Below are 25,291 nucleotides of genomic sequence, written 5' to 3' on the forward strand. Positions count from 1 at the left end.
CCCGGGGTGTCTTGAAGGGGTCGGTTTCGGGGCAGGGGGGTATCGTTTACGGTGATGGACAATCGGGAGGCTCCCAGGTCGATGGGAGTTGTCTTTCGGAACACGGGTAGGTAACAAGACCGGCTTGTGGGGGAGATAGAACGCTCCTTCTTTGGGTGGTAAGACGAAAAAACCGGCGGCTCATCTTGCAGGATGAACCGCCGGTTTCGTATTCAGGCTTGAGCGATGTCCGTGCAGATCGTCAATCGGCGGACGCCTTGTGGATGATCGGCTCGATTTTCTCCAATTCCTCCAGGGGGATGTGGCACAGGATATAGTGTCCCTCGCCTTCGGTCTTGCGCCAGGGCGGGTCCTCTTTTTCACAGATGGCCCCTCCGTCCGGCAGCATATCCCTTCGGGGACATCGGGTATGGAACCGGCAGCCCTTCGGCGGGTTGATGGCGCTGGGGACGTTCCCGGTGAGTCGAATTCTCTTTTGCGTCACCGTCGGGTCCGGGATGGGCACGGCGGAGAGCAGCGCCTCGGTGTAGGGGTGATACGGCGGTGCGTAGATCGCCTCGGCGGGACCCCGCTCGATAATCCGGCCCAGGTACATTACCGCCACGTCGTCGGAGAGAAATCTTACCACCGAGAGATCATGGGCGATGAAGATCATCGTGGTTCCCTGCTGGTCCTGAATATCAAGAAGCAGGTTTATCACCGACGCCTGCACCGACACGTCCAGGGCCGACAGCGGCTCGTCCAGGATCACCAGGTCCGGCCGGGACGCCAGGGCCCGGGCGATGCCAACCCGCTGTTTTTCGCCTCCGGAGAGCTGCCTCGGGTACCGATTGTAGTAATACGGCTCCAGGCGCACCGAGCGAAGCAGCCTGATGACCTCGGTGTATATCTCGCTCTTCGGAACGGTCTTGAACCGGCGGATGGGACGGGCGATCTGGTATCCCACCGGGTATGACGGGTTGAGGGTCTGATCGGGATTCTGAAAGACCATCTGCATCTCCCTGATGAATTCAAGGTCTCGATCTTTCAGGGGCTCATCCAGCTCGAACCCCAAGAAGTCCCCCCCGCCGCCGGTCACATCCTCAAGGCCGATGATGCCCTTCACCAGCGTGCTCTTGCCGCAGCCTGACTCCCCCACGATGCCTAGGGTTTCGCCCTCGCGGACCCGAACGGTGATGTCATCCACCGCCTTGACGTATTTCCGCTCCTCTGCGCCGAAGAGCTCCCGGACGCTGCCCGACTTGTAGGGATAATAGACCTTCATGTTCCTTGTCTGGAGGAAGGTCTTGGCCGGCGTGTCGGTGTTGTCGTCATCGCAGGATTCCAGCACCCGCTTTTTTCGAAGCTTTTTGGTTTTTTTGTGCTGTTCGTTGTAGATCTTGTCCGCGTAAAAACAGCGGGCGATGTGATCCGGATCGATCTCCATGTATTCGGGATGACTTTCTTTACACATGTCGGTGGCGTAGGCGCACCGGGGATAAAAGATGCACGCGTCTTCCGGTATTTCTCCCGGCGCGGGCACGTGCCCGGGGATGGGGATCAGTTCGGAGTCGAGCTTTGTGCTTCCAAGCTTCGGCACGCTGTTTAAGAGTCCCCTGGTATAGGGGTGCAGGGGGCGGGCGAAGATCTTCCGCACCGGCCCCTTTTCCACCATAATACCGGCGTACATGACGGCGATATAATCGCACACCCGGGCGACAACGCCCAGATTGTGGGAGATGAAGATGATCCCCGCGTCGAAGTCCCGCTTCAGGTCGTTCACAAGATCCAGGACCCGCGCCTCCACCGTCACGTCCAGGGCCGTCGTCGGCTCGTCCATGATCAAGAGAGACGGATTGTTCAAGAGCGCCATGGCGATGACCACGCGCTGCTGCTGGCCGCCCGAGAGCTGGTGCGGGTATCGATCCATCACCTGGGCCGCATCGGGAAGCTGCACACGCTTGAGCATCTCAACGCACTTTTTATACGCATTTTGATTTGATATTTCGTGATGCTGGGTGAGCACCTCCATAAGCTGGGTGCCCAGCTTGATCGCCGGGTTCAGGGCCACGGTGGGGTCCTGGAACACCATGGAAATCTGATTTCCACGGAGTTCGCGAAGCTCGTGTGCCGGTCGGCCGACCATGTTTTCTCCCTGAAAGAGGATGCTCCCCTCTTTTACCCGGCCGTTCTGCCCCAGAAAACCGACCAGCCCCATGGCGATGGTGCTTTTGCCGCAGCCTGACTCCCCCACGATGCCCAGGGTTTCGCCCCGGCACACCTGAAACGAAACCCCGCGGACGGCGTTCACGTCCATCTTTCTTGTTTTATAGGCGATGGCCAGATTTTTCACTTCCAGTACCGGATCGTTCACGATACAGGTTGCGCTTTCGGCGTTCATTATATGCCTTTCTACTGATACTTCAGCGACTCTTCCCTGATTCCATCGGCAAGCAAGTTCAGCCCCACCACCAAGAGGGCGATGGCCAGGGCGGGCCACAGCGATTGCCAGGGGCTTCCCGCCAGGATGAAATCACGACCCTTTGCGACCATGCTCCCCCAGTCCGGCGATGGGGGCGGCATCCCCAGCCCCAGAAACCCCAGGGTTCCCATAGCGAAGATGGCGTACCCGACCCGGAGCATGGCGTCGATGATGATGGGCCCCCGGGCGTTGGGAAGTATTTCACGAAACATGACGTAGGCGGATTTTTCCCCACGGGTCTGGGCGGCCCGAATGTACTCCCGGGTCTTTATATCCAGGGCGAGGCTTCGGACCAGCCGGGCGATGCCGGGGGTGCCCACGATTGCGATTGCCAGAACCACATTCACCGCCGAGGCCCCCAACGCCGCCATGATGATTAGGTAGAGGAGAATGAGGGGGATGGACATCATCGCATCCAGGATGCGCATGACGAATTCATCGACCCACCCTCCCCGGTAGCCCGCCAAAAGCCCCAGGGCGGAGCCGATCAACAGCGACAGGAACACGCCCCACAGCGCCGTCCCCCCCGGAATCCACGTGATCCAGTCCGGGAACCAGTCCGGAAGGTTTTCGGGTAGGGGGAGGATCACCAGGACCACCTGGGCGCCGTAGATGAGTCGCGCCCAGATATCCCTGCCGAGTTCGTCCGTGCCCAGGGGGTGCCTGTTGAGGTAATATTCGTAGTCGGTCTTCTCGAAGTTCCGCTCCACTTTCGAGATATAGGCCAGGTCCGTGTATTTGGAGGGTATCTCTTCTCCCGCCTTGTTGCGCTCCAGCTGTTTCTGGAGCCTCTCATAGTCCTTGACGGCATAGGGGGTGAGCGACGGCTCCCTGTTTGTGAAGCGCCAGTCCTGTTCCGTGGGCGTAAAGGGGGTCAGCACCGGGGCGAATATCGCCACGAATACCCAGAACAGGACAATGAAGAGCCCCATCGTGGCGACGGGGGAGTCGAATACGACCGAGACCCCCTCCCAGAGCTTTCTGATCCGGTTTTTCTTATTCTGTGTCTGATGTTGAGTGTCGTTACTGTCCATTGTCTCGATGCCTTTTCGCGTTGACGGGCGATGTTTCGCGTCCTAATCGTATCGGATGCGCGGATTGAGAAAGGTGTAGATGACGTCAGCCACAAGCTGTGTGCCCACGGCCACCATCACCATGACCAGCGCCCCCGCCTCCAGGGCGTTCACATCCTTGTAGAGGGCCGAATCCAAAAGGTATTTTCCCAGGCCCGGATATCCGAACACCACCTCCACGATGACGATGCCCCCCAACAGCCAGTTGACGTGCAGCATCACCACGGTGATCGGGGCGATCAGCGCGTTCTTGACCGCGTGCACCATCACCACTCGTCCCTGGGGCAGTCCCTTGAGGTATGCGGTGCGGATGTAGGGGGATTTCATCACATCCACCATGCTTGCCCGGGTGATGCGCAGAATATAGCCCAGCTCGATGAGGGTCAGGGTCAGCACCGGGAGAATCAGCATGTCCGGACGACTCCAGGGGGCGTCTTCTCCAAAGACCGTGGCCCCGGGGACGAGGCCCAACCAGGCCGCCATGATGAGTATCAGGAAGATACCGGTGGCAAATTCGGGCGTGACGGAAAACATGATGCCGCCGGTGGAGAGGATTCTATCCCGAAGAGATCCCTCCTTTACGCCCGCCACCAGGCCCAGAAAAAGCGCCAGGGGCATGACGATGATAAAGGCGATGCCCGCAAGCACCAGGGAGTTGCGAAGGCGGACAAAGAGACTGTTGGCCACCGGACGCCCGGTTCGAAGCGAGATGCCCGGGTCACCCCGGACAAAGCCCTTCATCAGCGGGATGTATTCTGCGGGACCGCCGGTGGTCTCCATCCACCCGGTGCCCGGAACGAAGGTCCACACCTTGATGTCCGAGCCCTTTTCCCACAGCACCGCGCTGTTCCTGTTGTCCACCCCCCAGAATCGGCTGATGCCGTCCTTTCCCACTTCCCACCGGAGGTTATCGGTGTATTCGATGACGTCTCCATCGGGTGATTTGAGCTCGGCGATGAGATCGTCTCCTTCCAGGTGCCAGCGGATCAGAGTGCCGTCGTCGGTCAGCTCGAACACCGCCCACCATTCGAGGAAGCCGTCCTCGGTTTCGGTGCTCACCAGGTTCATCCCCACCTTCGATTCCGCCCACATATCGCTGCCGAACAGCCAGAAGAGGTACCGGACGTACGCGGGCTTGTCCAGGCCCATCTGCTTGAGGAATGAATCCTCCTGCTCCTGCGTGATGAACGCCCCCAGAACGTTTCGGGCCACGTTGCCCGGCGACGCCTCGGTAATGGCGAAAACAAAGATGGAGACGATGACCATTGTCAACAGCAGCGTGAAAAAGCGTCTGATGATAAACGCAAACATGAAAGAGTCCTGTACGGGTGAGAGCGGGGAGCGCGCATGCGCGCTCCCCGCCGTGAATGTGTGAGTTGTGTCAGGCTGAGAGGCTTACACCTCTTCTGCGGCCTCTTCCTGCTGGAGCCATACTTCGTTAAACAGCATGTAGAGCGTCGGGTGGGCCTGGACATCCATAACCTGGGTGCCCGTCACAAACCAGACGTTTCTCCAGAAGCTGATGCCGACTGATCCCCGCTCCCATTGGATGCGCTCGAGCTCACAGAAAATCTTACGGCGCCTATCGACATCGAGGGTGCCGTTGGCTTCTGTGAGCAGTTCGGAGAATTCCTCGTCGCTCCATCGGGTCTCGTTCCAGGGGACGGGATTCCCCTCGTCGTCGACGGTGTAGGCAAGGTTCAGCACCATGGTGCCCAGGGGACGATGTGTCCAGGACGTGATGCCCAGGTCCACTTCCGTCCACTTCTCCCAGTACTGGCTGTTGGGCATGGTGACGATGTTTACGTTGAAGCCCGCAGGGGCGGCGTCTTCCTTGAGGATTTCCGCATAACGGACCATGGCCGGCCAGCCGTTGCCCACTGCCAGGTTGATTTCAAGACCGTCTGAATATCCCGCCTCTTCCAGGAGCGCCTTGGCCTTTTCGGGATCGTATTCCGGGATCGGCTTATCGCAGTATTCGGGGTGATAGGGATAGACGTGAAAGTCCTGTCCCAGAAGACCCTGATCGAAATATGCCAGTTTGAGGATTTTTTCCCTGTTCTGGCAGAGCTTCAGGGCCATGCGGACATTATTGTCGGTCCATGGATCCATGTCGACCCGCATCCTGAGCACCGCAACCTGGGCGGTGGAGGCGGGGATGATCTTGGCCCGCTCGTCGTCCTTGAGGGTCTCGTAGACGTCGGGGCGGGGGGAGTCGGAGAAGTCGATCATGTCGATCTCTCCGGACTGGAGCGCCGCCACCTGTGGGGACATCTCGGTGCCCATGTCGATGAACTCCATGCCGTCCATGTAGGGGAGCGACTCTCCGTCCGCGCCCGCCTGCCAGTAGTCTGTCCTTCGAACTAGACGGCACAGCTCGCCTTCGCTGTACGTCTCGATGGTGTAGGGACCGGTGCCGTGGGGCGCCTTGATGAAGTCGCCCTCGAAGGTGCGGTGGTTCAGCACCAGAGCCGGGTAGTGGAACAGATGCTCCGGCACGCCGATCTCGGGCTGATCCAAGTGGAGGATCACCTGGTAGTCGCCCACCTTCTCAATGCCGGTGGGTGAGAGATAGGCCCCCACCATACCGAGGAGGGACGACCCCACGTCCTTGTTCAGCCACTCGTTCATGGTGAAGACCACGTCGTCGGCGTTGAACTCGTCTCCGTTGTTGAATGTGATGCCCTGTCTCAGGTTCAGGGTCCAGGTAAGCAGGTCTTCGCTGGCCTCCCAGTTTTCCAGGAGATAGGGACGGGTGATGTTTTCGCCGTCGGTCCAGGTCAGGTATTCACCCACCTGGCGCATCTGGTTGCTGGGAACGGCCCAAGTGAACTGAGCGGGATGCGTGACCTTGTGCACCGGAGCGGCGACACGAAGGACACCGCCGCGGGTCAGCTCGGACGGCTTGGTCTTGGGGCCGCCGGTTTCCGGGGCGCAGCCGATCAGGCTCGGAGCCACGGCAGCGGATACGCCCAAGAGCGCCGCGTATCTGACAAATTCCCGGCGGGAGAGCTTCCCGGCCTTGAACTGGTCGATCAGTTCGTGGATACGAGGATTGAAAGACTTCTTTTCCATGAAACTAACCTCCTTCTTAAAATTGACTAATGTGAATAAACATAGTAATACATGATACACACAATAACAAAAAACACGACGCGATGTTATTTGTGGGCAAATAGGATTCAGGTTTTGCGCAGTTTTTTGTAGGATCGATTATGCCACGAACCTACGTAACTCCGACGATTCGGTGTATGTGTGTGTGATGATGAGCAAGGGGGATTTGTATGTGAAAAGCGTTTCTTTGAAAAAAACAAAACGGACAAGGATACTCAAAGAGTCTTGGGTAGGGAATATCTCCCACGGGTATCGGTGAATATCCGAGTGCTTAACCTCCTTTTCTGCTTGGTTTTTTAAAAACGCAGGAAGAGCCGCAGGATCGGGCTCCGTGTCTTCGCCCGATGTTCAGACACCGTAACTTCTCATACGTATCACACCTCGGGTCGGATGTCAACGACTTAAAAAAATTGCCCTCGTATTCGCAGAAAAAGTAATGAAAAACGGACGGAGAGCTGCTTTTTGACCGTTTTGGTGCGGGTATTTCTTGACAGTGGATTATTATATGTTAGAATTATAACAATAAAGGAGCAAAACAGCGGTTTTTGACCAACGCTCGTATTGTTTTGTGCCTTGTCCGCGTGAAACGAGTGTTTCACGTGTTTTTTTATATGGAAGCGTCTCTTCACGCGACGACGCGGTTTTTCATGAGTTCTGAAGAACCATATCCTCCCGCCGCGCCTTGCCGCTTTGCTGGTCTTACACGGCGGCACTTGATTCCGGCGCGGATTCTCCCCGATACAGCCAGTGTTCATCGCACACTTCCGTCAAAAATAATGACGGTCCACGGCATCGGTGCGCCGTTCACACCGGAAACGTCCGAAAATAAGGGATATATGTATATACATGAAGAGTCGCGTGTTGCGGTATATCGCGAAACGAAGAGAAGTTTTGTTTTATATAGAGAGAGGCGGAATGGGGAGCCGATACAACTATGATGCGGGGCGTATGGATGGCGACCCTCGTGCCTTGTGGCAATGACGATGAGGAGGGAAACGGGTATTTCCTGAACTTTCAAAAGGGATGACGAACACGATGAAAGATATACTTATCGAACATTTTGTGGACAACATCCATATGCCCGACAACATTCGTGTCGGCTTGATGGTTGCAGAGCATCGAAAAAAGCTGGCGAACGGCACGGCCACGGAGGATTTTGATTATGCAGGATACGCGTTCGGCCAGTCCCCGTTTCACGTGCCCGAGCCCATTATTCGCGCCTTCCAGGAAAATGTACATCGGGGTAATTATTCGGATCCCCAGGGGATCATCGAGCTTCGAGAGGCCATCGCCGGATTCAACAAACGCCATTTCAATCTCGACATAAATCCGAAAAGGATTTTCGTCGGTCCCGGCACGAAGGAGCTGATTCACTTCATTTTCCACATTATCAAGGGGGGCATCATCATTCCGTCTCCCGCATGGATCGGGTACTATCCCCTTGTGCGGATGGACAAAAAGCGATTTTACTCCTACCACCTCAAACCCTGGTTCGACTACAAGATCAACGCCGGGGTGTTGGAGGAATACCTCAACACCATTCAGGACGGCCAGTACATCCTGGTGCTGAACAACCCCCACAATCCCACGGGCACCGTCTATACCAGGCAGGAGCTGGAGGATATCGCCGACGTGTGCCGTCGTAACCATACCTTTATCCTGTGCGATGAGATATACGCGAAAATCACCTTTGAACAGGAAAAGTTTGTCAGCATACGGGAGATCTATCCCGAGGGGTCGTTCGTCACCAACGGCATCTCCAAGGATCGATCCGCCGGCGGGTATCGCCTGGGGTATGTGATTTTACCCAACAACTCCACAGAAGAGTTGATAGCCGACTTCAGAAAGGTCGCCGCCACCGTCTACACCAACGTCTCGACGCCCACCCAGTACGCGGGGATTGCGGCCTATGAGGAGAATCAGGAGATTGATGAGTACATGGTGACCATTCGAGAGATTCATCGGATCATGGGTCGGGTCATCAGCCGGCGATTCAACGAGATAGAGGGTATCTCCGCCACGATACCGGACGGCTCGTTCTATTTTCTGGCGGATTTCAACAAGCTGAAGCCGCGGTTGAAGGACGTGGGCATTTGCACCTCAAACGACCTCGCCCGGGTGCTGCTGGAGCACCCCTACCGTGTGGCCCTGGTTACGGGGGACTCTATCCGTGTCAGGTCCGATGATTTCGCCGCCCGCATCGCGTTCGTGGATTACGACGGCAGGGAGGTTTTCAACGTATATCGAAAAAAACCGCCCGTTACTCAGAAGGAGGAGGAGACGTTTGTCGCCAAAAACGCCCCGCGAATGCTCGTAGGCATAGAGTCTCTCAAGCGGTTTGTGGATGACATCACGCGGGACGCAAAGAGGGTCAGACGACACAAGGAGAAGGGGATCCTGGGACGGGCCGTGGCCCCATAATATATATAAAAAATATCATCGAAAAAAAACCGCCCGAAACGAGCATTCGGGCGGTTTTTTTGGGCCGGGGAAACGCGCGAATTGAGGGGGAGAAGGCTCTCTCACATATTTCGAATTCCTTGCGCCGTCATGATGTTCTCATCGGCGACCGGTTTCCCAATGAGGTTTTTTCCCTCCGTTGCTTCAATAAGATAATCCTCGATTACCAGGTAATCCATTTCGGTGGACATGAAGCATGCGATCGCGTCTTCAGGGGTCTCGACGATGGGCTCCCCGGCAATATTAAACGACGTATTGAGAATCACCGGGGTGCCGGTTATGCGATAAAATTCCTCGATAAGTTCGTAGTATCTCCCGTTGGCGTCTTTTGTGACCGTTTGCACCCTGGCGGTGCCGTCGACATGGGTGATCGCGGGAACCTCCTGTTGCATGGCCTCGGTTACCTTCGCGATAAGGAGCATGTAGGGGCTTTCGCACGCCAGATCGAAATAGTCAAACGCCTTTTCCAAAAGGACCGAAGGCGCAAACGGGCGAAAGGACTCTCTGTGTTTTACCCGTGCATTGAGCTTATCCTTCATATTCGGATCGCGGGGGTCGCAGATGATGCTCCTGTGTCCCAAGGCCCGGGGACCGATCTCGCTTGCCCCCTCAAACCAACCGATGATCTTCCCGTCGGCCAGTAATCGGGCCGTGGTTTTTACGATGTCCGAGTCCTTTTTGTAGCCGATACCCCGGGTTGCATTGACGGCGGCGATGATTTTTTCTTCGCCGTAGGGACAGCCGAGATACGCATTCTTGAATCGATATGTCCCCTGTTTCTTGCCCATTATCGCGTGGGCGCCGTACAAGGCGCAACCAAGGGCCAGACCCGAGTCGCAAGAGGCCGGCTGAATGAATATATTTTCGAAGGGTGAGTTGTCAAGAATCTTCTTATTAGCCACGCTGTTGAGCCCGACACCCCCCGCATAGCAGAGGTTTTGTGACGGGCTTATTTTATAGAGATGGTTGGCGATTTCGATGAGATATTTTTCAGTGATGTCTTGAACCGTGTAGGCGATTTCAGTATATATCTCGTCGGGCAGCGGTTGCCTTGTGCGAACAGGAATGGTCGGGTAAAAAGCCTTTTGAAATTTTTCAATGTGGCGGACGAAATTTTTCTCGCTTTTGGTGAGCGCCACGCCTTCAACAAGCTCACAAAACTTGCGGTAAAACGAGTTGTCTTTCCCCCCGTATGGCGCAAGGCCCATGACTTTTCCGGATCCGAAATCACCGAAATTGAGAAAGACCGACGTCGCCATATAAATCAGGCCGAGGCCGTTCTGGTAATCGGGGAGGGTATACTGCTTGCTGATGGTGCTGAAATCCGTTCCTCTGCCGTGAAAGAAGGACTGGACTTCATGAAATCTCCGGCGCTTTTTTTCATTGAGGGCCCGCAGCATGAATGGAATCTTGTTTTGCGTACCGACGGCAAACGCCTCGCTTCCAAGCCCGTCTACAACCATGATTGATGCATCATCGAAGGGAGAGGTGTAGTATGTGCTGGCGGCGTGGGCTTCATGATGAGAAATGGTATATATGCTCCCTGAATAGTCGAGGACTTTTCTCACCGTTTTTTCAAATCGGTCGACGCCCTTTTTGTCGGGGTGTGCCATGCCGACGATTGCATCAACATCGTTAATGCCGGCAAGGCCGGCGGCTCTCAACACATAGCGTATTGAGTGTTCCGGGAATAGTCCCGAGTGTTTCTGTCTGTTGAGACGCTCTTCACTGATCGCCCAAAGACGCTTGTCCGTCGCGAGCGAGGCGCCCGTGTCATGCCCGAAAATGTGAAGGCCAAGGATATTCATCAATAATCATCCCTTCTGTGTTTGAATGGTAATACAGTGCATTTTAATATCATAAACTAATGTAATATGCCAACATAGTAATAGAACATAGAAATATATCCAATACCGAATAATATCATATAAAATAAAGCGTGAAAAGGGGATAGGACTTACTAAAAATGAATCAGAGGTGTTACTGAAAAGGGATTCCGCGTATTACGGGGAATAACAGGATATGTCACAGCCTTCCGGCGATCTCGAACACCTTTGATATGGCCTCGGATTCATCGAAGGTGAAAAACCTCCCCCAGTGATAGACCACCCGGCCGCCGATGATGGTCGTCTTGACGTCGAATCCCCGGGCGGTATAGACAAGGTGCGACGGATAGTTGAACAGGGGCGAGCAGTGGGGGCGGGAGAGGTCCATGACGATGATATCCGCCGCCTTTCCCGCCTCAAGGGAGCCGATGGTTTCCTCAAGGCCCAACGCCTCGGCGCCCAGATAGAGCGCCATGGCGAGCACCATCTTGGCCTTCATGATCCCGGGGTCCTGACGGGCCTGTTTTTGCTCCTTGGCGCACAGGTCCATCTCGTAGAACAGGTCCTGGCGGTTGTTGCTGGCGGGGCCGTCGGTTCCCAGGCCCACGGGGATTCCCGCCTCGATGTAGGAGACGATAGGCGCCGTTCCGGAGGCCAGCTTCGCGTTGCTTCCGGGGCAGTGTATCACCGCCGTGCCGTGTTCCGCGAGGATCTCGATCTCTTCGGGATCCACCCAGACGGCGTGAACGGCGCTCAGGCGATCGGAGAGAACACCTTCTTTCCCGAGGAGTCGTACGGGGGTGGTGTCGTATCTCTCTTTTATTTGATTGATCTCGTCCTTCGTCTCGGCAAGGTGCGTAAACAGGCGCACGTCGAATTCACCCGCCAGCTCCTTGGCCCTCAGGTAGACTTCCGGACTGCAGGTATAGGGGGCGTGGACGAACAGAGCCGGGACGATCAGGTCCGAGGCGTCTCTTCCGGCATGGTTTTTGAGAAATTCCCCGGCGACCTCGAACATCGCGTCGGTATCCTCCCACTGGGGGGTAGGAAAATCCATGATTCCCTGGGCACACACCGCCCGCATCCCCGATCGGCGAAAGGCCCGGACGGCGGACTCCTGGAACAGGTATGCATCGGCCACGGTGGTAATGCCGCTTCTCATCATCTCGGCGGACGAAAGAAGCGTCCCCCAGTAGACCATGTCGTCACTCATGAGCATTTTCTCGGCCGGGAAGATGTAGTCCTCCAGCCATTTCTTAAGGGGCATGTCGTCGGCGTAGCCCCGCATGACCGACATGGCGGCATGGGTGTGGCCGTTAATGAGGCCGGGCATGATCAGATCACCCTCCACGTCCACCGTGTCGTCCGCGATGTATTCCTCGGTCGTGTCCATCTCCTCGCCCACGAAAACGATGCTCCCGTCATCAATGGCGACGAGGCCGTTTATATGGATGGAGTCGTTTTCGTCGAATGTCAGGATCGGACCGCCCTTGACGATGAGATCAACGTTTCTGCTCATACCACTACCACTTCCTCCTCCATTTTCCATGGAGGATCAACGATACAATAGAAAACCAGGTCTTTTTCCCCGGTGTTTTTCAGATACTGCAGCTTCCCCGGCGGGACATGAACCACCGTGCCGGGGGTGACGGGGCGCTCCTCATGCTCGATAGAGATGATGCCGACCCCCTCGATGATGATGAATACCTCGCTCAAGGTCTTGAGGCGATGGGGGAGGGTCTCCCTTCCCGGTCCCACCACGGCGTAGGCGAGGCTGTACCCTACGTCTATCCGGTCCTTCAGAGGTGAAAGCACCTCCTTGAGGACGGACTTGTCTTCCGCGGTGATGTTCTCGATGTCTGAAATATTCCTGATGAACATGTCAATGCCCCCCATCGTATCTCGGGAAGGTTACTTCAACGACGCGCGGACGCGTCCCGCCAGCTGCCGTGCGTGTGCAATAATTCTCTCCAGATCGGTATTGACCAGCCGTCGTTCCCTCACACGAATCACGCCCCCGACAACCACATCCCTCGCATCGGACGCCATGGCGGCGTACACGATGTGTGAGAAGGGATCGTACATCGGGATCAGATGCGGCTTGTTGAAATCGAGGACGACGATATCTGCCTTTTTCCCGACGACGAGGCTCCCCGTCTGGTCCCCCAGGCCCAGGGCCCGGGCTCCCTCGATGGTGGCAAGGCTCAGGACCGTTTTGGCGTCGAGGTGGGTCGGGTTGGTGTCATATACCTTGTGGAGCTTCGCCAGGGTGTCCATCTCTCCCATCAGGTCCAGGTTGTTGTTGCTGGCTGCGCCGTCGGTGCCGAGGCCTACGGTAACGCCCCGCTCGAGGTATTTGTGTATCGGCGCCCACCCCGAGGCCAGCTTCATGTTGCTCTCCGGATTGGTGATGACCGATACGCCCCTTTCCGCCATGATCTCCATCTCCTCGTCGTCCACCCACACGGCGTGGTCCGCCACGAAATTCTCCCCCAGCACGCCGAGCTTCTCCAGGTAGACGAAGGACGAGGCGCCGTATTTTTCCACGACGTACTCCCGGTTGCCCGTGGTTTCCGCCACGTGGGCGATCAGCGGCACACCGTATGTATCCGCGATCTCCTTTGCCCGAACCAAGAGCTCCGGGGCGCAGGTATCCAGGGCGTGGGGCTGGACCGACGGCGTGATGAGGGGGTCGTCCTTCCATGTGTTGATGAAGGTCTCGGTGTATTCGAACCCCTTTTCGATGGGGCCGTAGTTCGGGGAGTCGAAATCGTACAGCACCTCCCCCAGGACCCCCCGCATCCCCATGTCACGGGCGGCCCGGGCCGCCGAATCCTCGAAGAGATACATGTCGCAGAAGGTGGTGACGCCCCCCAGGAGCATCTCCGCGCAGGCGAGGGAGGTCCCCCAGTAGACGAAATTATCGTCCAGATTCCCCGCCTCGGCGGGAAAGATGTAATTATGAAGCCATTGTTCCAGGGGCAGGTCGTCTGCGATGCCCCTCAGGAGGGTCATGGCGGCGTGGGTGTGTCCGTTGACGAGGCCGGGGATCACCACGCAGCCCGATGCGTCGATGACGGTGGGGGCGGTAAACCTTTCTTTGGCATCGGCGGCCGTGCCTGTGAAGACGATGTCGCCGTCTTCCACCACGATTGCCCCGGATTCGATCACCTCGGGGTCGGCCATGGTCAGAATTGTGCCGCCGGTGATGATAATATCTGCTTCTGTTCGTTGTGTCATGGGTGTGATTCTGTATTGATTCTGTCAAGGGTTGCGTGTATGAGTTCATTCAATTTCGGCGCGGCCGACTTCATCGTTTTCAGGATGTCCTCCAAAAGTATCGGCTCCATACAATCGGGCAGGTTCATGTTGGAGATAATCGAAAATCCGAGGACCTTCATCCCCGCGTGCACCGCCGCGATCACCTCCAGAACGGTCGACATGCCGGTGGCGTCCCCTCCCAGGGACCGTAAAAGCCTCGTTTCCGCCGGCGTCTCCAGGCTCGGTCCCTTAATTCCGATGTATACCCCCCGATGGAGGAGTATTCCCAGCCTCATCGCCTCTCCGACGGCGATCTCTCGATATTCGGGATCGTAGGCGCGGGTCATGTCGGGAAAGCGCCCGCCGATCTCGTCCAGATTTTCTCCGATGAGCGGATCGTGACCGGTGTAGTTGATGTGATCCGTTATCAGCATGATCTCGCCCGCCTTGAAGTTCGGGTTCAGGCCCCCCGAGGCGTTGGTGATGACCAGGGTTTCGACACCCAGGAGTTTCAGAACGCGAATCGGCGTGGCGATCTGGGCGGGCCGGTATCCCTCATAGAGATGAAAGCGGCCGTCCAGGACCACGAGGGGGATGTCTCCCTCTTTTCCCGGGAGCGTACCCAGGTGCATGACGCCCGCGTGCCCCGTGACGGTGGAGATCGGAAAGCCGGGGATGTCTTCGTAGGGTATGGAGACATCGATCTTTATTTTTTCTGTGAAGTCTCCCAGGCCGGTGCCCAGGATGACCCCGCGGCGGGGCGTCAGCGACGTCCGGGACGCCGCGTATTGTGCGGCCCTGCGGATATCGGCACCCAGCGTCTTTACATCGTCGGGGGAGACGCCCGTTCTTTTCATGTCGTCCGCCATGGTTATTGGGTCGCCGTATCCTCGTTCGTATCCGGGGCCGCCTCGTCCGGGACCGTCACCTCGTCCGGTGCCGTTATCTCATCCGGGGCCGGCATCTCGTCCGGGGGCGTCACCTCGATCGGTATCGCTTCCAGCTCGTTCAGTAGGGTTTTCACCTCGGCGTCGTCAGGGTTCTTGTCGAAAGCCGCCCTGAGGAAGGTCCTTGCGCTGTCGGTGTCGTTCATCAGGTAATAGATGAATCCCTTCGCCTTCAGGGCCGGGGCGTTGTCCGCCTTGAGAACCAGAGAGCGGTCGGTCAGCTCCAGCGCCCGGTCGAGCCGCTTGTTCTCCCCGGCATACACCATGGCGATCTTTGCGAACAGCTCGTAATCCGAGGGGTTCTGATCCAGGGCCTTCTCGTAGTATCTGAGGGCGGTGTTCACCTCTGCCTTGTCCATGAAGTACTCCGCGACGGTGACGTAGGGTTCCACATCATCGGGCCGAAGCGTGATGAGTTTCAGGTAGGTGCTCTCCGCCTTTACATCGTCGCCCGCGGCAGCGTAGGTCTCGGCCAGGGCGAGCGTCGCTTCGTAATCGCCGACGTTGTCGCTCAAGAGGTCGGTGAGGTATTCCGTCGCCCGCTCGTATTGACTCAGGCCGGCGTAGGCGATGCCCAGGGAGTAGCGGGCGGCGCTGTTATCCGGGTCCGCCTCCAGGACGTACTCGAGATACGGGATCGCCTCCGAGTAATTCCCGGCAAGCCGCAGGCCTTCCCCCAGGTCCAGGTAGGGGGTGATGTCCTCCGGGTAGCTTGCCATCAGGTTCGTGTTGAACTCCATCAGCTTTTCCAGGGCCGCCGTGTAATCGGGCTGGATGGAGAGCGCCCGCTTGAGGGACAGCATCGCCTCCTCGGACCATCCCCTGACGGCGAAGATCACCCCCAGGTTGTAATGGGCGCGGTAGTTGTCCGGCTCGATGCGCACCACGTTGTTGAACGCGGTGATCGCCTCGTCGTAGGAGCCCATCTTGGTGTAATTCGTTCCCAGGATGAAGTAGAGGTCCGCCTCGTCCGGCTCCAGCTCCAGGGCCTTCCAGAGGATATCCACCGCCAGCTTGTACTGCTCCGTGGTGGAGTAGCACTCTCCCAGATAGAGCATCGCCTTGACGTTTTCCGGCTCGATGGCGAGGATATCGTTAAAGACCGGTATGGCCCGGTCGAACAGGCCGTAGTCGAAATACGAGCGCCCCAGGAGCATCAGGACGTCCACGTTGTCCGGATCGAAGTCCAGGGCGGTGCTCAACGCGTCGATGGCGTTTTCATATTCGCCGAGCTGGTTGTAGGCAAGCCCCAGCACGAACAGGCCGTCGACGTACTCCGGGTATGATGCGATCGCCCGCTTGAAATCCTCTATGGCATCGAGGGTGCGTCCCTCGTCCATCTTGAGGATGCCCATCTGGTAGTACGCCAGGTGATTTTCAGGGGAGAGGGAGGCCGATCGCTCATAGTAATCGATGGCCTTTCTCCGATCCCCCAATTGATAGTAGACCTGCCCCAGGCTGTAGTAGACCATGAACTGGTCCGGCTCGAGGGTCAGGGACTTTTCGTAGGCCCAGATGGAGTCCTCGAAGCGGTTTTCGTAGTAGTAAACCTTGCCGATGCCCTTGTAGGGCCGGGAGTTCGTCGGATCGGTCTCGCGCGCCCGCTCGTAGTACGCCATCGCCTCCTCCAGCTCCCGATTGTCCAGGTAGATATCCCCCATCAGAATCAGGGCGTCCATATATCGGGGATTGAGGTCGATGGCGATTTCCAACAACCCCGCCGCCTCCACCGGCTGCTCCCGATTGAGCAGTATCTCCGCCATGCGGTAATATGCGATCGCGTTCTTGGAGTCCTTCTCCACGGTCCTGCGGTATGTCTCCAGGGCCCGGTCCGTCTCGCCGACGAAGGAATAGAGGGCCCCGAGGGACAGATACGCATCGATATAGTCGGCATCGGCCTCTATCGCCTTTTCGTAGCTTGCCGCGGCCAGCTCCCCGTTGCCCTGGAAGAGATATATCTTCGCCTTGGCGTAATAGGCGGGGGCGTAATCGGGCTCCTGTTTCAGGGCTTTCTCCACCGTCTTTAGCGCCCGCTTCGGGTCGTCCATCAATAAATAGACCCCCGCCAGAGTCACGTAGGCCTCGGTGTAATCCGGCTTGAGATTGAGGACCTCCTCGAGGGTGGCGACGGCCTCTTCCAGCCTGCCGAACGAGGCATAGGATTCGGCGATGTTGAGGTAGGCGGGATAGAAATCCGGATTTATCGACAGCGCCCGCTCGTATACATCGATGGCCCGCTCGATGTCTCCCAGGGCCACGGCCACCTCGCCGATGTGGTTGTATCCCTCGACGAAATCAGGATCCGTCTCCACCGCCTTCAGGTAGGCCGCCATCGCCTCCCGGGGGCGGTCCTGGGCCCGGAGGACCGAGCCCAGCTCGTCGTAGGCCAGGCTCATGGAGGGATCGAGGGCCACGGCTTGTCTGAGGAGCTCTTCGGACACGGTGTTGTCGCCGCTCCTGAAATAGGCCGCACCGAGGCCGTAGTAGGCCCCGGGATTCTGCGGGTCCGCGGACAAAAGGATGCTGAACGTCTCGATGGCGGATTCATATTCCCCCAGGGAGAGATAGCTGTTTCCCAAGAGATTGAGGATCTCCGGATCGTTCTCGGCCAGGTCCGACGCCCGGGAGAGGGCCTTGGCGGCGCCGCTGTAGTCCATTTTTTTGGTGAGGATTTCCCCCCGGAGGATGTATGTCTCCGGGTCCACGGGCCTCAGTGTCTGAGCCCGGTCGAGGTACGAAAGGGCGTCGTCCACAGTTTCCAGATCACCCGCGACTTTCGCCGCCAGGATCAGGGCGTCGAAGTCCTTCGGCTCTTCGGTCAAGAGGGTATCCAGGGTTTCCTTCGCCCGGTTCAGGTCTCCCAGATCGTAAAAGAGCCTGGCCGTCAGCATGAGCCCCTCGGAGGACCGTTTGGCCGTTTCGGTGGCGGTTTCGTACGCCTTGAGGGCCTCCTCGGTCATCCCCTGGCTTTTGAAGATATCGCCGATTTTTATATAGACCTCCGCGTAATCTTCCCGGAGGTCCACGGCGGTGAAGTATTCGTTCAGCGCCGCGTCCAGGTCTCCCGCGCCCTCGTAGGCCTGTCCCAGGTAGAAGCGGGTAATGGAGGATGTCCTGTCCAATTCAGTGGCCTGCTTGAGGGCCCCAACGGCGCCCCGGTAGTCCCGATTTTCGAGGTACAGCACACCCAGGTTGAAATACCCTTCGAAGTAATTCGGATCGATGCGCACCGCCTCCCTGAAGGACGCCGCCGCGGCGTCCCGGTCGCCCAGTTTCAGGTACACGGTGCCGATGCCGCCCAGCGGTCTCGGATCCTGGGGATGCATGGACCTCGCCTCCTCGTACTTGTCGAGGGCCTCGTCATACTGATCGTTGAGGAGGAAGAAGTCTCCCCGCTCCATCGCCTCCATGAAAGAGGCGTCGTGCCGCTCCTGGGAGAGTGCGGGCGCGACGAGAAGAAGGAGGCACAGGAGGGGAGAGAAAATTATTACTCGTATCCTGTTCATTGGACGTTGTCCCTTTTAAAAGTCACCAAAAAGGAGATACTGTGCTGTGGCGGCCCTCCCCGATATGTTATCGGACTCGAGGGCCTTTTCGAATCCCTTCGGCATACCGTATTCCCGGACACCCAGAATGAGTTCCCGAAAGAAGATGTCCGCTGTGTCGGGGTCCGCTTGGGGAAGGATGATGGCTCCGCATTCCGGGCCCGTGGCGTAAAAAAGCTCAAGGGCGCAGAACATCGATGCGGGGTCGTCTCCCGGCGGGTAGGAAAAAAGGGTCAGAGCGGCGGGGTGGATGACAACGGGCCTCTCCCCTTTTTCGTTGAAAACCAGCACGAAGTCGGAGTCCGTCACTGTTTCGTCGGGGAGCATCATCAACCCGTTTTCAAGGGAATCGGAGAGGGAGGTGTCGTAAAACAGCCCCTCGTGTGTGTGCATATCGATACGTCCTCTCCCCAGGAGTACGAGGTACGTGAGGGTGGGGAAAGGGACGGTCGGGGTGAAATATCGACGGAAGGCGGCGGGGCAGTGGAACACCGCGGCGCTCGTTGGCAAAAAACCGGTGCCGTCCGTCAGCGCCGCCAGGGCGAGCCCGGGGAGATCCGGCCCAGGATTGATGCCGATGGTATCCGCATCGGCACAGTATGAGGAGATCGGGGAGATCACAAGGGCCGACGCACGCCGGGCCGCCTCTTCGAAAGTGAGGATGTCGGGCACGGAGACGGGCGCCGTCTCCTCGTCCGAGTCGGTTCCCGCCGTATCGATGAAGGCCGTGCCTTCGGGCGCCTCATCCGGCGTGATCGCCGGGATCGGGGATACCGTTTCCTCTTCCTCCATCGCCGCCAGGAGGTCTTCCGTCGCCTCGATGATGTCCGCGGATCCGGTGGGGAGCGTCACGATCTCGAAATCATTCGTGGTGACGACCAGGGCGAAGGCGCGGGAGGGGCCGACGAAGTACTGGACGTGGGCGCAGCCGGGTCCCAAAAGCTGCCTCAGGTACAAATAGTTCGGGTGGTCGATGCCGGAGAGCAACGCGAGGACCGGGGCCTGTTTTTTTATCACGGCGGCGCTCTTGAAAAACTCGTCCAGCGCCTGCTCCCGCCGCTCGGTCAGCGTGTCCAACGATTCGTTGGAGAAGGCGTTGGTTGCGGGACTCTTCCAGACCGCATCGATTCCCAGGGTCCGCCCGACGACGGCCTTCCACTCGGAAACGGAGACCGGTTCACGGGGAGGGAGGGAAAAATCGTTGGAGGTCTCGATGAAGAGATATCGGTTGGTTAAAGCGCTGTGATAATACGACACCGCCTCGGTGGCGCTCTTGGTATCGTCCATCCCGGCGGCGAGGCCGAGGGCCGCCTCCACGCAGGTTTTCATCTCGCTCGTGGTGAACGGGGCATACGGCTCCCGGACGGCGGTCACACGAATGTCGGAGGCTTCGGCCGCCGCCCCCAGGTAGGCATCGAGAGCCCCGGCCCGGTCGTTTTGGAGTTCAGCGATGCGGCCTCGAACGAAAAGGGACGCGGCCGAAAGCGACGGGACGTCCAGGGTCTTCGCCAGCTCTTCCGCGCGGGCGGCGTCTGATGCGGCCCGGGATATATCCTCGATTGTTATGAATATCTTCGCCCGTTCGATGAGGCCTCGGGCCGCGCCGTAATCCCAGCCGGCGTGTACGGCCGTGGTCACGGCTTCGTCGAGATACAAAAGAGCGCCCTCATAATCTCCGAGGGAAAAAAACGCACTCCCCAGGGCCGTCAGCACCACGGCCCTGCGCTCGCTGTCCTCCATTCGTTCGGACATGATCTTGGCATACTTCAGCTCTTCGACGGCGGCGTCAATCTCGCCCGCCGTAAGCAGCATCAGGCCGTACGACACGTAGGCCGCGTAGTGGCTCTTCTTGTCGCCCAGGCGTTCATAGATAAATATCGCCCGGACAATTTCATCCAGGGCCCGCTCCCGGCGATCGAGGGCGAAGTCGGCCTGCGACAGTATCTCCAGCGCCCGGGCCTCGATGTCGTCAAAGCCTGCGCCCCGGATGTCCTCAAGAAGGGCCGAGATATCATCACACGCCCCGGTATAGTCTCCGGTCAGAAGCTTGAGCCACGCCCGCTCCAGGCGGGAAGCCTCCTCGTCCCGGGTGTTGCCGAGGGATCGGGCGACATCTCCGGCCCGAACGAAAAAATCTTCCGCTTCCGCCAGGTGTCCCAGAGAGGCCTTCGCCCTGCCGATTCCCATGAGGCATCTGTAGACGCCCTCCTCGTCCCGGGCGGTTTCGAAAAGCGACATCGCGCTTTCATATGATTCAATCCCCTGTATCGGGTCCAGGAGCACGTCGGTCGCCACGTCCGCCTGGAGAAGCGTCTTTTCGGCGCGGGAGGCGAAGGCATTCATCTCGTCTTCGCTCGGGCCAGAGGCCTCCTCCACGGGAGGGGCCAGCCGGGCGATATTCTCCATGTATGAGAGCAGGGCGGCCGAATCCAGCGTGACCCGCACCGTCACGATCACATCGGTAGAGAGGTGGATGTGATCCTCGGTGAGCATCGTCGAATCGATGATATAGTCCTCGTAGTTCGTGAGGATCAGGGATTCAACTCCCCTCTCCAACCGGTCGTATTCGGCGATGCCGAGGGTCTCGATGAGGTAGAGGACGACCGAGCGCCTTCGGGCGTCGTCAACGGCGGTGAGGGAAGCCTTCGCGGCGTGGTCCTCCGGGGCGGCGTCGATCTGTGGAGGTCCCATCCCCAGGGAGGTTATGGTCACGGTTTCCGGAAGGGGCGTATCCGCTTGTCCCCGGGCCTGGGAGGGTGAAAGCCAGAGGATAAAAAAACACATGCAAGCGGCGCAGATGAACCCCAAAAGCTCCCGCGCACCGGTTTTCAGAAATCTATGTGACATTATCTGTAACCGTAAAATAACGCTGGTGGTTTTTTCGCACACCGCTGATGAGCTTATCCCTGGTCAACTGTTTGAGGTATGTGTCCAGTATCGGGATGGAGAGGGCGTATATATGCGGTATGCGCACCATGTCCTGAATGAATGATTCGAGAATCTCGGTGATCGTCATGGGGGTGTCTTTCAATCGGGCGACGATTTCCCGTTTGATTGTCTCAACCTGGTCTCCGGCGTTTTGGATGAGTTCTTTGGGATCGTTCGAGACCGCTCCGTGTCCGGGGAGTATACGGGAAATATTCCTTTCTGCGACGATGCCCCCGAGACGCTCCAGGGTTTTCTGGTATCGGTTGATGCTGTCTCCCATCCCCAAAATCATGGACGTGCCGGTTTCCAGCGCCACGTCGCCGGTGTACATCCAGTCCCGGTCCCGGTCCCACAGGACGATGTGGTGCGGGTTGTGCCCCGGCGCATGAATAACCTGGAGGGTAAAATGGTCGATGTGAAGAAGCTCACCGTCGACAACGGTCTTGTCCAGGGTGACGTCTCCCACGGGCATGAAATACTCCTCGATGAATCGATCCACGTCAGAATCCACCACGTCGGGGAAGCTGCTTGACGCCGGGTATTTTTTTCGCATTCTGATAAGCATGTTCCGTACAACATGGATGGATACGTCGAAATCGGTGGGGTGGCTCAGCGTCCCCTGATGGGCGATAAAGCGCATACTGTCGCGGTCTTCGAGGTGACGGACACCGCCCATGTGATCGATATGCGGGTGGGTAAAAATGACGTTTTTAATATGTGTCGGCTTGTACCCCACCTCGTTGAGCGCGTGTTTCAGGGCGTTCCCGGACACCGATGCGGGATGGCCTGTGTCTATGAGCGTCGGCGACTTGCATACCAAAAGATAGACGTTACTGGGTATGTAGTGGGGCTGGGGTATGCTGAGCCGCAGAACGGTATCATCGATTTTCTCGATGCATTCGGACACCTTGTTGTTTGACCTTCTCAGGAATGGGATATATTGTATGGTTCGTTTTATCTCGTGACGGGGAAGCGGCCGCTTACAGTCCCAGCTCCCCGGATATCTCGTTCATGGCGTTCAGGGAAATTTCCACAAACTCAGCAAGCGGAATATCGATCTCTTCACACAGTCGGATGCCGTCCCGGTCGACGGATCGTGCGAACGCCTTGTCCTTCATGCGCTTGATGACCGATTTTGGCTTTACCTGGGAGATCTTTTTCTCCGGCATGACCAGGGCCGTGGCGACGACGAGTCCGGTGATGTTCTCGGCGCATGTGATGGCATAATGAAACGGAAGTGATCGTTCCATGCCCAGCTTCTCGGCGTTGTGACTCTTGATGGCGTCGATGACGCCGGGGTCGATGCCCCTTTCCGTCAAAATCTCCTCGGTGACCAGGCCGTGACGCTCGGGAGTGTCTTTCGTCTCCTCGTAGTCCAGATCGTGAAGCAATCCCGCAATGCCCCAGGTCTCCGGGTCCGCCCCGAACCGGGGCGCAAGCCGCCGCATGATGGATTCGGTCGCCAGGCAGTGTTTGACTAGCGCCTGGTTGTCCAGCCTCTCGGTTACCAGATTCAGGGCCTCTTCTCGGGTAATGCCTATGCCGCTCATGTCGCCTTTCTCCGGGGTCCGGTATTATGTCGGAAGGAGAGTTGTGATCTGCTAATCGTCGTCAGTCTTCCACCACATCTCCGCTTCCTTACGCTCCCGTTTTTCCTTGAGCATCTTTTCGGTGCAGTATTCGTCGTCAATCTCGCAGGCGCGGTTATGGTCCCGCAGGGCCTCTTCTTCCAGTCCTAATATTTTATAACATCCACCGCGGTGATAGTACGCCTCGGCGTCGTTGGGGTACAGGCCGATAACCATGGAAAAATCATCCGCGGCCTCCTCCCATGCGAGCATCTTTTTGTAGCTTAAGCCTCGATTGAAGTAGACCGTTGCGATATTGATGCCCACATCTGCGTCGCCGGAAAGTATGATTTCAATAACCTCGGTAAAGCCCTCTACGGCCTTTTCATAGTCGCCCCGATTGAATGATTTCGTGGCTCTTTCATAGACCGTCTCATAATCCTCTTCCACCGCGAACAGCGGGAGGGACACAAGAGAAAGGGCCAGAAGGGCGGCAATGAAGGCGGTCTTTTTGGATACACGGAATAGGCGTCGTTGCATGAGCGACTCCATAGTAAAAACAATAGGTTATGGTTTCTGACTAATATGCTTATTTTGTGTTATCCACAGAATAATACACAATATGTTGATAAATGAGATCTACCTCTTCGGCGAAAAAAATTAAAAAAAACTGCATGAACCATCATCATGCATACATCCTTCCTTTTCATGATACTGTAACCCTGTGGGCAAGTCAAGCTTTTCTCTTGACGAGTGGTGTGAACTGTGTTAATAAAGTGACTTTAGTTATATAAAACTGTTCTCATGAATTCCCAAAAGGATTCATCTTTTCGTGTCTGTGCCTATACTTTTGGAGGAAATAAGCAATGAAACGTTTTATGGTGCTATGTATGGCGCTGTGTCTTGCGCTGGGAATGGTTGTGGGGATCGCAACCGCCCAGGAGCCGGAGATCCTTATCGGCATCAATCAGTTCGTGGAGCATCCGGCGCTGGATGCGGTTCGTGAGGGCTTCATAGACTACCTCAATGAAAACGGCTATCCCGAGGGTGAGAAGGTAACGTATGACGTCAACTTCGCCCAGGCCGAGGTCGGCACCGCCACTCTCATCGCAGAGAAGCTGGTGGGTCTGAATCCCGACCTGATTCTGGCCATCGCCACCCCGTCCGCCCAGGTTATGGTAAACGCCACCGATGAGATTCCGGTTCTCTTTTCGGCGATCACCGATCCGGTGAGCGCAGGGTTGGTGGACAGCCTGGAAGGCGGCGGCAAGAACGTGACCGGAACATCCGACCTGTCTCCCGTTGACACCCAGTTCGACCTGATTCTGGAGATCGTGCCCGACGCCAAGAAGATCGGCTTTATTTACAACGCCGGCGAGGCCAACTCCCTTACCTCTCTGAATCAGGCGAAAGACGCGGCTGAGAGGCTGGGACTGGAGATCGTCGAGGCGACGGCTTCCAACTCCAGCGAGGTCCTCATCGCCGCGGAGAGCCTGGTGGGCAAGGTCGACGCCATCCATATCCCCACCGACAATACGGTGGTTTCGGCGTTTGAATCCATCACCAAGGTCTGCGTCGATAACGGCATTCCCCTGTTCGCCGCCGACGTGGATTCCGTACCCCGGGGCGCCGTTGCCGCCATCGCCATCGATTACTATCGCCTGGGTCTCCAGACCGGCCGTATGGCCGTCGAGATCCTGGAAGGAAAAAATCCGGGCGAGATGCCCACGGAAACGTTGGAGGATCTGCTTCTCTATGTGAGCCTTGATTCCGCGGAAGCCATCGGCATAACCATTCCGGACGTGGTGATCGAACGGGCCGACGAAGTGCTCGGAGCGGAGTAAAAAAGCCTTCTTTCTTCTGAAGGATTTTTTCTGAGGACATAACACGACACCAGCCGGGTGAAAGATACGGGCGCTCTCTGCTTATATGATATGGAGCGTTGACATCGGCAGGCGCTGTGTTTTCGAGACGCAAACGGTGGGGTACGGGGGGCTTCCCCCTCCCCACCGTAATTTTTCGGCATGTTGCAGGCGATAGAGAGAATATATGCATTTTCGCTGTTTCATACAGACTGATATAAATGGTATCTGCCGCCTGCAACATTT

16 protein-coding genes are annotated in these 25,291 nt (G+C 57.4%); 2 read left to right on the forward strand and 14 right to left on the reverse strand.

Annotated features, from left to right (window positions below):
• Window positions 1-241: 241 nt before the first annotated feature.
• From JW885_05825 to JW885_05840, 4 genes are all read right to left on the reverse strand, one after another.
• Entirely contained in the window at window positions 242-2,380 is a 2,139-nt protein-coding gene (locus tag JW885_05825) for an ABC transporter ATP-binding protein (protein ID MBN1881674.1), read from the reverse strand.
• Between the two features lie 11 nt (window positions 2,381-2,391).
• A complete protein-coding gene (locus JW885_05830) occupies window positions 2,392-3,393 on the reverse strand; it encodes an ABC transporter permease (GenBank protein ID MBN1881675.1) in 1,002 nt (333 codons plus the stop codon).
• Between the two features lie 144 nt (window positions 3,394-3,537).
• Window positions 3,538-4,845 (reverse strand): ABC transporter permease, encoded by a 1,308-nt coding sequence (locus tag JW885_05835; GenBank protein ID MBN1881676.1) that lies wholly within the window; start codon window positions 4,843-4,845, stop codon window positions 3,538-3,540.
• An 84-nt stretch (window positions 4,846-4,929) separates the two neighbouring features.
• Window positions 4,930-6,609 carry an ABC transporter substrate-binding protein gene (locus tag JW885_05840; protein ID MBN1881677.1) on the reverse strand — a complete coding sequence of 560 codons (1,680 nt, stop codon included), beginning with the start codon at window positions 6,607-6,609 and terminating at the stop codon, window positions 4,930-4,932.
• 1,074 nt (window positions 6,610-7,683) lie between these two features.
• Between JW885_05840 and JW885_05845 the strand changes: the two genes are divergently transcribed.
• A complete protein-coding gene (locus tag JW885_05845; protein MBN1881678.1) occupies window positions 7,684-9,069 on the forward strand; it encodes a pyridoxal phosphate-dependent aminotransferase in 1,386 nt (461 codons plus the stop codon).
• A 101-nt stretch (window positions 9,070-9,170) separates the two neighbouring features.
• Here JW885_05845 and JW885_05850 read toward each other — a convergent pair whose 3' ends face one another.
• From JW885_05850 to JW885_05895, 10 genes are all read right to left on the reverse strand, one after another.
• Complete coding sequence (locus JW885_05850) at window positions 9,171-10,916, reverse strand: carbamoyl transferase (GenBank protein MBN1881679.1); 1,746 nt, start codon at window positions 10,914-10,916, stop codon at window positions 9,171-9,173.
• A gap of 217 nt (window positions 10,917-11,133) precedes the next feature.
• On the reverse strand, window positions 11,134-12,453 hold the full coding sequence (locus tag JW885_05855; GenBank protein ID MBN1881680.1) for an amidohydrolase: 1,320 nt from the start codon (window positions 12,451-12,453) through the stop codon (window positions 11,134-11,136).
• A complete protein-coding gene (locus JW885_05860; protein ID MBN1881681.1) occupies window positions 12,450-12,830 on the reverse strand; it encodes a cupin domain-containing protein in 381 nt (126 codons plus the stop codon). The genes JW885_05855 and JW885_05860 overlap by 4 nt, the downstream gene beginning before the upstream one ends.
• Window positions 12,831-12,845: 15 nt before the next feature.
• Window positions 12,846-14,174 carry an amidohydrolase gene (locus JW885_05865; GenBank protein ID MBN1881682.1) on the reverse strand — a complete coding sequence of 443 codons (1,329 nt, stop codon included), beginning with the start codon at window positions 14,172-14,174 and terminating at the stop codon, window positions 12,846-12,848.
• On the reverse strand, window positions 14,171-15,052 hold the full coding sequence (locus JW885_05870; GenBank protein ID MBN1881683.1) for a purine-nucleoside phosphorylase: 882 nt from the start codon (window positions 15,050-15,052) through the stop codon (window positions 14,171-14,173). Before JW885_05870 ends, JW885_05865 begins: the two co-directional genes overlap by 4 nt.
• 14 nt (window positions 15,053-15,066) lie before the next feature.
• A complete protein-coding gene (locus JW885_05875; protein ID MBN1881684.1) occupies window positions 15,067-18,648 on the reverse strand; it encodes a tetratricopeptide repeat protein in 3,582 nt (1,193 codons plus the stop codon).
• Between the two features lie 15 nt (window positions 18,649-18,663).
• Window positions 18,664-21,534, reverse strand: a complete 2,871-nt coding sequence (locus tag JW885_05880) for a tetratricopeptide repeat protein (protein ID MBN1881685.1) — start codon at window positions 21,532-21,534, stop codon at window positions 18,664-18,666.
• Window positions 21,524-22,522: an MBL fold metallo-hydrolase gene (locus JW885_05885; GenBank protein ID MBN1881686.1), complete on the reverse strand. Its 999-nt coding sequence runs from the start codon at window positions 22,520-22,522 to the stop codon at window positions 21,524-21,526. The genes JW885_05880 and JW885_05885 overlap by 11 nt, the downstream gene beginning before the upstream one ends.
• Before the next feature lie 73 nt (window positions 22,523-22,595).
• On the reverse strand, window positions 22,596-23,165 hold the full coding sequence (locus tag JW885_05890; GenBank protein ID MBN1881687.1) for an HDIG domain-containing protein: 570 nt from the start codon (window positions 23,163-23,165) through the stop codon (window positions 22,596-22,598).
• A 51-nt stretch (window positions 23,166-23,216) separates the two neighbouring features.
• Window positions 23,217-23,723, reverse strand: a complete 507-nt coding sequence (locus JW885_05895; GenBank protein ID MBN1881688.1) for a tetratricopeptide repeat protein — start codon at window positions 23,721-23,723, stop codon at window positions 23,217-23,219.
• Between the two features lie 326 nt (window positions 23,724-24,049).
• Between JW885_05895 and JW885_05900 the strand changes: the two genes are divergently transcribed.
• A complete protein-coding gene (locus JW885_05900; protein ID MBN1881689.1) occupies window positions 24,050-25,027 on the forward strand; it encodes an ABC transporter substrate-binding protein in 978 nt (325 codons plus the stop codon).
• Window positions 25,028-25,291 lie beyond the last annotated feature (264 nt).

The organism is Candidatus Zymogenaceae bacterium, from assembly GCA_016931225.1.
Lineage (GTDB): Bacteria > Desulfobacterota > Zymogenia > Zymogenales > Zymogenaceae > JAFGFE01.

Coding starts and splice junctions, on each gene's coding strand:
- JW885_05855 (MBN1881680.1), bottom strand. CDS start 12,453: ATGAGCAGAAACGTTGATCTCATCGTCAAGGGCGGTCCGATCCTGACA.
- JW885_05880 (MBN1881685.1), bottom strand. CDS start 21,534: ATGTCACATAGATTTCTGAAAACCGGTGCGCGGGAGCTTTTGGGGTTC.
- JW885_05850 (MBN1881679.1), bottom strand. CDS start 10,916: ATGAATATCCTTGGCCTTCACATTTTCGGGCATGACACGGGCGCCTCG.
- JW885_05835 (MBN1881676.1), bottom strand. CDS start 4,845: ATGTTTGCGTTTATCATCAGACGCTTTTTCACGCTGCTGTTGACAATG.
- JW885_05825 (MBN1881674.1), bottom strand. CDS start 2,380: ATGAACGCCGAAAGCGCAACCTGTATCGTGAACGATCCGGTACTGGAA.
- JW885_05870 (MBN1881683.1), bottom strand. CDS start 15,052: ATGAAAAGAACGGGCGTCTCCCCCGACGATGTAAAGACGCTGGGTGCC.
- JW885_05860 (MBN1881681.1), bottom strand. CDS start 12,830: ATGGGGGGCATTGACATGTTCATCAGGAATATTTCAGACATCGAGAAC.
- JW885_05845 (MBN1881678.1), top strand. CDS start 7,684: ATGAAAGATATACTTATCGAACATTTTGTGGACAACATCCATATGCCC.
- JW885_05890 (MBN1881687.1), bottom strand. CDS start 23,165: ATGAGCGGCATAGGCATTACCCGAGAAGAGGCCCTGAATCTGGTAACC.
- JW885_05875 (MBN1881684.1), bottom strand. CDS start 18,648: ATGAACAGGATACGAGTAATAATTTTCTCTCCCCTCCTGTGCCTCCTT.
- JW885_05830 (MBN1881675.1), bottom strand. CDS start 3,393: ATGGGGCTCTTCATTGTCCTGTTCTGGGTATTCGTGGCGATATTCGCC.
- JW885_05865 (MBN1881682.1), bottom strand. CDS start 14,174: ATGACACAACGAACAGAAGCAGATATTATCATCACCGGCGGCACAATT.
- JW885_05900 (MBN1881689.1), top strand. CDS start 24,050: ATGAAACGTTTTATGGTGCTATGTATGGCGCTGTGTCTTGCGCTGGGA.
- JW885_05840 (MBN1881677.1), bottom strand. CDS start 6,609: ATGGAAAAGAAGTCTTTCAATCCTCGTATCCACGAACTGATCGACCAG.
- JW885_05895 (MBN1881688.1), bottom strand. CDS start 23,723: ATGCAACGACGCCTATTCCGTGTATCCAAAAAGACCGCCTTCATTGCC.